We start from the raw sequence: 7,913 nt of genomic DNA on the forward strand, positions 1-7,913 counted from the left end.
GCCGGCCTGTGCCGCGCACCCCTGCCTGGAGGAGGGCACCCGCATGACCGTCACCCCAAGCTCCGTCACCCTGCCCATCGTCATGGGGGGTGCGGAGTTCGCCGCCGATCCGCCCGCCCACTACACCTGGCTGCGGGAGCACGCCCCGCTGGGGCAGGTCCGGCTGGACTTCGGGGCGTTCGCCCAGGACGTCTGGGTGGTCTCCCGCTACGCGGACTGCAAGGCGCTGCTCACCGATCCCCGCCTGCTGCGGTCCCCGTACGGAGCTCCGCCGGGCGTGGAGATCCCCGAGCACATCCGGCTGGTCAGTTCCACGCTGGACATGAAGGACGGCGACGAGCACCGCCGGCTGCGCTCCCTGGTGGCCGCTCCCTTCACGCCGAAACGCATCGAGCATCTCGGCGAGCAGGTCCGGGTGCTCGCCGAGCGGCGCCTGGACGCGCTCGGCGGCGACGGTGACGGCGGCCCGATCGACCTGCGCCAGGATTTCGCACTTCCGGTGACCTACACCGTCATCGCCGACCTGGTGGGGGTCGGCGAGCAGGACCGCGTCCGCTTCCAGCAGGGCGTCACGGCTCTGATGAGCGGGTTCAGCGGCTCCCGGGAGGACTGGGAGGCGCATGTGCGTGACCTCGTCGCCGTCACCCGGGACCTGGTCGCCCGCAAGCGGACCGAGCCCGGGGACGACCTCGTCACCGGCTTGATCGAGGCCGAGGAGGCGGGCGACCGGCTGGACGACACCGAGCTGGTGGCCATGGTGTTCAGCCTGGTGACGGCGGGCTACGAGACGACGTACAACCTGATCACGAACGCGGCGGCCGCCCTGCTGGACCACCCGGACCAGCTCGGCCTGCTGCGCGCGGCGCCGGACGACGAGGCGCTGTGGCGGTCGGCGGTCGACGAGGTGGCGCGCTATCTTCCGCCGATCACCGGCACCCGGCCGGCCACCGCGGTCGAGGACATCGAGTGGCACGGGCAGACCGTGCCCGCGGGGGCGTCGGTGCTGCCGCTGCTCGCGGCCGCCAACCGCGACCCGGACGTTTTCGAGGAGCCGGAGCGCTTCGACATCACCCGCTCCCCCAACCCGCATCTGGGCTTCGGTCACGGCGTGCACTTCTGTCTGGGCGCCAACCTGGCCCGGATGGAGGCCCGGGTGGCGCTCCAGGTGCTGTTCGAGCGGCACCCCGGACTCTCGCTCGCCGTCGACCGCACCGAACTCGCCCTGGAGCCCATGCCGCTGTGGACCCGCTTCCGCGAACTGCCGGTCGTCCTCGGATGACCGGGGCGGGGGCTCCGTACGCCCAGCTGTCCGCCGACGCGCCGAAGAGACGGTGAGAGGACCATGCCCAACCGTACCGCTGTCGTCACCGGAGGAACCAAGGGGATCGGGGCCACGCTCAGCCGGCGCCTGGCCCGGCTCGGCCACCACGTCGTCGCGGTGTACCGCGCCGACAAGGCCGCCGCGGACCTGCTGAGCGAGGAACTCGGCGATCAGGTCGAGACGGTCCGCCTGGACGTGGCCGACCCGGAGGCGGTGGCCGCCTTCGCCGAGCGGGTGCTGACCGCGCACGGCGCCCCCCGTGTGCTGGTCAACAACGCGGGCCGCAACATCGACGGGCCGTTCCTGCGGATGCCGGACGACGACTGGCGTCAGGTGCTCGATGCCAACCTGTCCGGGCCGTTCTACCTGACCAAGGCCTTCGCCCCGGCCATGCTCGGTCTGGAGGGCGACGCCAGTGTGGTCAACATCGGGGCGACGACCGCGATCCGGCCCCGGCTGAACGGCGTCAACTACTGCGCGAGCAAGGCGGGTCTGCTGCATCTCACCAAGTGCCTCGCGCTGGAACTGGCCCCGGCCGTCAGGGTCAACTGCCTGATTCCGGGGATGATCGACACCGAGGAGATGCGCACCCGGTACCGGGTCGCCGATCCGACGGCGCGCGCCGAGCTGCTCGCCGAGATCCCGCAGGGGCGGATCGGCTCGCCCGAGGAGATGGCGGACGCCCTGGAGTTCCTGGTCGGCGACGGGGCCCGCTACATCACCGGCCAGAAACTCATCGTCGACGGTGGCCAGTTCATGTGGTAGCGCCCACCGCCCTGTTCGAGAGAGAAGAGCCTTTCATGTTCGCACGCCTCGACCGGTACGCCGATTTCCTCAAGATCAGGTATCGCTCCGACTTCCTCAAGTCCGGCGAGTACTCCCTCGCCGAGGTCACTCCCGAACTGCGCGAGCGCATCGGAAGCGGGCAGTTCCACCGCATCGTCTTCTCCGGGATGGGCTGCTCCGCGATCGTCTCCGATGTGATCGGGACGTTCCTCAACGCCTCGGGTGCGGGAGTGGAGGTCCTGGTCTTCAACGACTACGACTTCCCGTACCTGGTCCCGCAGTCGGTGGTCGACGACGAGGGGACACTGTTCGTCATCAGCTCCTACAGCGGCCACTCCGAAGAGCCGGTGCGGGTCTTCCACCAGCTCGCGGGCCGCTACCACCGCACCCTGCTGCTGACCTCCGGCGGCCGGCTGGCCGAGCTGGGACGGCAGGCCGGGGTGTCGGTGGCCCGGTGGGAACTGAGCGAACCGGACCGGGAGTACCCGCTCTTCCATGTCGGCCAGTACTTCGCGATCCTGCTCGACATGTTCCCGCGGCTGGGCCTGATCAAGGACGACCACCGGGCGGAGGTCGCGGCCCTGGCGGGCCATCTGGCCACCGACTTCACACCGGCGATGGAGGAGCTGGCCCGCGCGACCGCGCTGCGTTCCAAGGACGCGAACATCATCATGCTGGCGTCGCCGAAGTGGTACATGAGCCTGCTGAAGCTGGCCAAGATGCACTTCAACGAGATGGCGATGGCACCGGCGACCCGGAACTTCGTCCACGAGTTCTGCCACAGCGAGGTCGCCACACTGTCCGACCCGGACCGCCGGCACAGCGTCCTGCTGTTCCGGGACGGCGACGACGACGCCTACACGCGGCAGAAGACGGACAACCTGGTCCGGCTGCTCACCCGGGACATCCCGCAGAACCGGAACGTCACGGTGACCGAGTTCACGCTCGACCAGCCGACGTTCATGCGTAAGTACTTCACCGCGCTGGAGTTCGTCCAGCACACGGCGCTGCACCTGGGCCGCCTCTACGACACCAAGTCCCGCGACCTGATCTCCGAGGCCGCCGGCAACCCGTGGTACCACACGACCTCCATCCTGGCCGAGGCCGCGATGACGAAGACGTCGGGCTGACGCCCCGGGAGAACCGGGGCGGGGCCCGCCGCCGTGGCGCGCTCCGGGCGCCGGGCCCCGAGCGGCCTCACACCACCCGGGCTTGCGGCGCGTCCTGCGCACCGCGGCGGACGAGGGCCTCGATTCCGTCCAGCAGGACCGCCAGTCCGGCGTCGAAGGTCTCGGTCGCCTCCCGTTCCAGATACGGCCCTTCCGGATCGGGCGGGGCCGTCGCGGCCTCCTTGGCGAGCCGGACGACCGTCGGGAAACGCTCGGCGAAGTCGGGCACGACCTCCTCGAAGGCCGCGGAGCGAGCGGTCCACCAGTCCTCGTCGGAGACCCCCGTCGCGGCGGCGGCCTGCCGGGAGTCGATCACTGTCTGCGCGGCGCCCCGGACGTGGTTGATCAGCGTGCCGACGACCCGCCGCAGTACCTGCGCGCCCAGCCCGGTCGCGAAGAGGATGCGCAGGACGCTCTCGAGCATGGCGTTCTCGTTCGGCCCGAGGACGGGGCGCGCCTGGGAGACCTGAAGGGTCCAGGGGTGGCGCAGACAGAACGCCCAGTAGTCGTGCGTCCAGACCGAGAGCGCGGCGCGCCAGCCGTCCGTGAGGTCGTATGCGGTGGGCAGTTCAGCGAGGGCGCGGTCGTACATGAGGTCGACGAGTTCGTCCTTGCTGGGCACATAGGTGTACAGCGCCATTCCGGTCCGCCCGACGCGCTTTCCCACCTCGCGCATGGAGACCGCGGAGATCCCGGAGGCGTCGGCGATGGCGATCCCGGCGTCCACGACAGTGTCCACGGTCAGTCCCGGACGGGGTCCCGGACCGCTCCGGGCGACCGCCGCGCCGGGGGTGCGCCACAGCAGAGCCAGAGAACGACGGAAATCTCCCTGGCCGGCGAAAACCACCACCACATCCCCTTGACTGGTACCGAACCGGATGGTCATTACCTTACCGCACGGCCCCCTCGGCAGCCGTGCTCGGTGCAGGGCCGACTAAACTCGTGACGGCCCCGCACCGATTTTCACTGCATGGCCGCTTTCCGGCGTTCTTCGATGACCGATCCGGATTCCTTGCGTGCCATTCGGCGCAGCACGACGGGGGCCAGCAGAAGGCCGAGGACGGCCCATGCACCGAGTGCGAAGAATGTCTCCACGTACCGCCAGGAATTCCCGATCTCCACAGCGGCGAACTCGTCCGGCAGCAATGCGGCACGCATTCCGAGCCCGAGCCAGTAGACGGGGAACACCTGGGCGATCCATTGAAGCCATTCCGGTGCCTCGGTGACCGGGAAGAAAATGCCCGAGACGCCGAAGAGCGCCAGCAGCGGGAACATGACGACGCCGATGTTGCGCGGGTTGGTGAGCACCGAACCGAGGACGGCGCCGATCGGCATCGTGGCGAGCATCCCGAGCACGAGCACCCAGGCCAGCGTGAGCCAGGCTCCGACGCTGTCCAGGCGCACGCCGTCGAAGAGCAGCACGCCGGGCACCAGCAACAGAGCGGTGGTGATCAGCGTCGTGGCCGCCGAGTGGACGATTTTGCTGATCAGGTAGGCGATCATGCCGTTGGGGGCGGCCTTCGCGCGCAGCAGGGTGCCGTCCTCGCGTTCCATCAGCAGGTTGAAGGCCACGGCCTGGAAACCGTTGAAGGCGAGGGTCAGGCCGAGCAGGCCGGCCAGGGTGGTGGAGCCGAGCGAGAAGCCGGTGCCGCCGATGTCGGAGCCGCGCCTGAGCAGGGCGACGACGAGCAGGACGACCGGGATGAACAGCATGCCGAGGACGTCCTGGACGTTGGCGAGGGACTGACGGGTCTCGATCCGGCCCGCCGCCAGTCCGCTGCGGACGGCGGTCGCGGTCGCGGTCACGCTCATGACGACACCTCCGCCACCCGCTCCTCGGCGGTCCGCGGGGCGCCCAGCGTCGGAAGCGCCGTGCCGTCGCGGCCGGACTCGGCGGCGTGCACCATGGCCAGGTAGGTGTCCTCCAGGGTGGCCCGGCGGACCTCGAGTTTGTCGACGCCGGCGCCGTGCGCGGCGAACAGCTCGCGGACGAACCGGGTCGGGGTCCTCGTCGTGGTGGTGAAGCGTTCGCCGTCGCGGACCCAGCGCACCTCCGCGCCGGTCTCCACCTGCCGGGCCAGCTCCTCGGGGGCGGCGTCGGCCACGATCCGGCCCCGGGCCAGGATCACGATGCGGTCGGCCAGCTTCTCGGCCTCGCCCAGGTCGTGGGTGGTCAGCAGGATCGTGGTGCCCTCGACCTCGGCGAGCCTGCGCACCAGCGCGTGGAACTCCTGGCGTGCCTCCGGGTCGAAGCCAACGGTCGGCTCGTCGAGGAACAGCACCTCGGGGCGGCCGACGATGCCGATCGCCACGTCGAGCCGGCGCCGCTGACCGCCGGAGAGCTGCCCGACGCGGCGGCCGGCCTGCTCGGCGAGTCCGACGGCGTCGAGGAGTTCGTCCACGTCACGCGGACGGGTGATCCGTTCTGTGGAGTAGGGCGCGTACAGGGAGCCGTAGTGGGCCAGGAACTCGCGGACCGGCCACTTCGCGTGGTCCCGCCAGGACTGCAGGACCACGCCCAGGCGGGCCCGCCATCCTTCGTCGCCGTGCGCCGGATCGGCGCCCAGGACCCGCACCTCGCCGGCGGAGCGCAGCCGGAAGCCCTCGAGGATCTCGATCGTCGTGGTCTTCCCGGCGCCGTTGGGGCCGAGCAGTGCGACGACCTCGCCCCGGGCGACCCGGAAGGTCACTCCGTGCAGGACGGTCGTGGATCCGTAGTTCATGCGCAGGTCGGTGACCTCGATGGCGGGCTGCGCAGCCTCGTCGGCAGTCAACGTCACTCCCCCTCCTTCCGCTATCTCATTACAGCGTAAAACGTTAGCACGCCGCCCCTCCCCGGCACCGGTCGCGCGCCGGGCCCGGGAGGGGCGGAGGGAGGACGGCCGACTCAGCGGGCCGCTTGTCCGGGGAAGCGGTCGAGCAGGTACGCGTGGATCTCGTCGACGGAGTTCAGCGACTGGAGCTCTTCGAACCGGGGGTCGATGCGGATGCCGTACCGGTCCTCCAGGGACGCCTGGAGGGTGACCATGGTGAAGGAGTCCATGACGAACTCCGCGTCGTCGCCGACGTCGGCGGACAGCGCCAACGAGCGGCTCTGGGAGAGGATCTCCCTGATCTCATCCTTGCTGATCACTGCCGTTCTCCTCCGGGTCGGGTCACAGGGTGGAGCGGATCGCGTTCCGGTCGCGGACGAGCTTGCCGGTCCTGTTCCGCGGCAGGGCGGGGGCCACGAAGAACCGCTTGGGGATCTTGACGGCGCCCAGCCGTTCCCTGCACCAGGCGATCAGCTCACCCGCCCCGGGCGCCGCCTCGCCCCCGACGTACGCCTCGATCACCTCGTGGTGGAGCACCACCGCCTCCTCGACCGCGGGGTGCGCCCGCAGCACGGTCTCGACCTCGGCGAGGTCGACCTTGAGGCCGCCGATGGTGACGAGCGAGTCCAGCCGGCCGAGGATGCTCAGCGCACCGGTGGCGTCGTCCACGGCGAAGCGGTCGAAGGTGCGCAGCCATCCGTCGACGTACCGGTCGGGCTGGTCGTCGAACACGTACGGCGACCGGTCCAGGCGTACGTACAGCTCCTGGTCGACGATCTTCGTCTCGACCCCGGGCACCGCGGCGCCGAGCACCGGCGGGCGCGGCCCGTGCAGCCCGGCCGCGAGCAGACCCGTCTCGGTCACCCCGTACACCTGGCTGATGCGGACCCCGTACCTGCGGTGGAACTCCTCGTACACCTCGGCGGGCAGCCGTTCACCGCCGGTGACGGCCAGCCGCAGCGCGGGCAGCGGGGGCACCTGCGGAGTCCTGGTCAGCAGTTCGAAGTGGGCCGGCACCCCGTAGATCGCCATCGCGTCCGTCTCCCGGGCCGCCCGCAGCACCTCGGCCGGCGTGGGCAGGGGCGGCAGCACCACGGTCGCGCCCTGCCGCAGGGCGTGCAGGACGCCGGTGACCAGGCCCATCGTGTGCACCAGGGAGTTGAGCAGCACCAACCGGTCGCCGGCGCCGGGCAGTTCCGGCAGGGCGGCGTGGCGGTCGAGCTCGGCGAGGAGCGAGGCGGGGGTGCGGCCGATCACCTTGGGCCGGCCGGTGGAGCCGGAGCTGAACTGGACGAGGCGGTCGTCGGACGCGGCGGGGCGTCCGGACGGCCGGGAGCGGACGCGGAAGGGGACCTCCTCCTCGAAGCCGGTCGCCGGGCCGGTGTGCTCGTCGGAGTCGATCACGTGCTGGGGCCGGAGCAGCCCGGCCAGTGGTTCGTACTCGGCGGGTGTGGCGCGGAAGTCGACCAGGAGGACCTGCGCGCCCCGGCTCCACAGGGCGAGCAGTACACGGACATAGGTGAGACTCGGCCGCATGCGGAGCAGAACGGTACTGTTCTCGCCTATTCCATGATCGCGGAATGTACGGCCGAGTCCGGCCACCGCGGACCGCAGTTCGGATCGGGATTCCGCAGTGCGGGAAATAACCCAGGGCTGCCGGTCCGCACCGGCGCCCAGCAATGATTCACCCCACCAGGACGCGATTGCCATGCCTCTCCCTCACCGGCTGGAAGAATCGGGAAGTTAGCAGGGTGATTATGGGCGCACCAGACGGGAATTCACTGTCCCGCCGGCGGGACAGCCGGGGTTGGCCGCGGGCCTGCT

At 70.5% G+C, this 7,913-nt stretch carries 8 protein-coding genes; 3 read left to right on the forward strand and 5 right to left on the reverse strand.

Annotation, left to right across the window (positions count from 1 at the left end; translation table 11 throughout):
• The first annotated feature begins 43 nt into the window (after window positions 1–43).
• The 3 genes from IO24_RS0134640 (at window position 44) to IO24_RS0134650 (ending at window position 3,237) form a co-directional block, all read left to right on the forward strand.
• The gene (locus IO24_RS0134640; protein WP_063768082.1) at window positions 44–1,279 is read left to right on the forward strand and encodes a cytochrome P450 family protein; all 1,236 of its coding nucleotides are present in this window, start codon (window positions 44–46) and stop codon (window positions 1,277–1,279) included.
• A 63-nt stretch (window positions 1,280–1,342) separates the two neighbouring features.
• Window positions 1,343–2,086 (forward strand): SDR family NAD(P)-dependent oxidoreductase, encoded by a 744-nt coding sequence (locus tag IO24_RS0134645; RefSeq protein ID WP_031142885.1) that lies wholly within the window; start codon window positions 1,343–1,345, stop codon window positions 2,084–2,086.
• Window positions 2,087–2,121: 35 nt separating this feature from the next.
• Window positions 2,122–3,237, forward strand: coding sequence for an SIS domain-containing protein (locus IO24_RS0134650; RefSeq protein ID WP_031142887.1), 1,116 nt, complete (start codon window positions 2,122–2,124; stop codon window positions 3,235–3,237).
• 67 nt (window positions 3,238–3,304) lie between these two features.
• Here IO24_RS0134650 and IO24_RS0134655 read toward each other — a convergent pair whose 3' ends face one another.
• The 5 genes from IO24_RS0134655 to IO24_RS0134675 all read right to left on the reverse strand — a co-directional run bounded on the left by IO24_RS0134655 (window position 3,305) and on the right by IO24_RS0134675 (window position 7,799).
• The gene (locus IO24_RS0134655) at window positions 3,305–4,126 is read right to left on the reverse strand and encodes a TetR/AcrR family transcriptional regulator (RefSeq protein WP_031142889.1); all 822 of its coding nucleotides are present in this window, start codon (window positions 4,124–4,126) and stop codon (window positions 3,305–3,307) included.
• Between the two features lie 113 nt (window positions 4,127–4,239).
• Window positions 4,240–5,088, reverse strand: a complete 849-nt coding sequence (locus tag IO24_RS0134660; RefSeq protein WP_031142891.1) for an ABC transporter permease — start codon at window positions 5,086–5,088, stop codon at window positions 4,240–4,242.
• On the reverse strand, window positions 5,085–5,999 hold the full coding sequence (locus IO24_RS0134665) for an ABC transporter ATP-binding protein (RefSeq protein ID WP_078899483.1): 915 nt from the start codon (window positions 5,997–5,999) through the stop codon (window positions 5,085–5,087). The genes IO24_RS0134660 and IO24_RS0134665 overlap by 4 nt, the downstream gene beginning before the upstream one ends.
• A gap of 164 nt (window positions 6,000–6,163) precedes the next feature.
• On the reverse strand, window positions 6,164–6,409 hold the full coding sequence (locus IO24_RS0134670; protein ID WP_031142895.1) for an acyl carrier protein: 246 nt from the start codon (window positions 6,407–6,409) through the stop codon (window positions 6,164–6,166).
• A gap of 22 nt (window positions 6,410–6,431) precedes the next feature.
• Window positions 6,432–7,799 (reverse strand): class I adenylate-forming enzyme family protein, encoded by a 1,368-nt coding sequence (locus IO24_RS0134675; RefSeq protein ID WP_045296977.1) that lies wholly within the window; start codon window positions 7,797–7,799, stop codon window positions 6,432–6,434.
• Between the last annotated feature and the right edge of the window lie 114 nt (window positions 7,800–7,913).

It is taken from the genome of Streptomyces flavovariabilis (genome assembly GCF_000725785.1).
GTDB lineage: Bacteria > Actinomycetota > Actinomycetes > Streptomycetales > Streptomycetaceae > Streptomyces > Streptomyces hawaiiensis.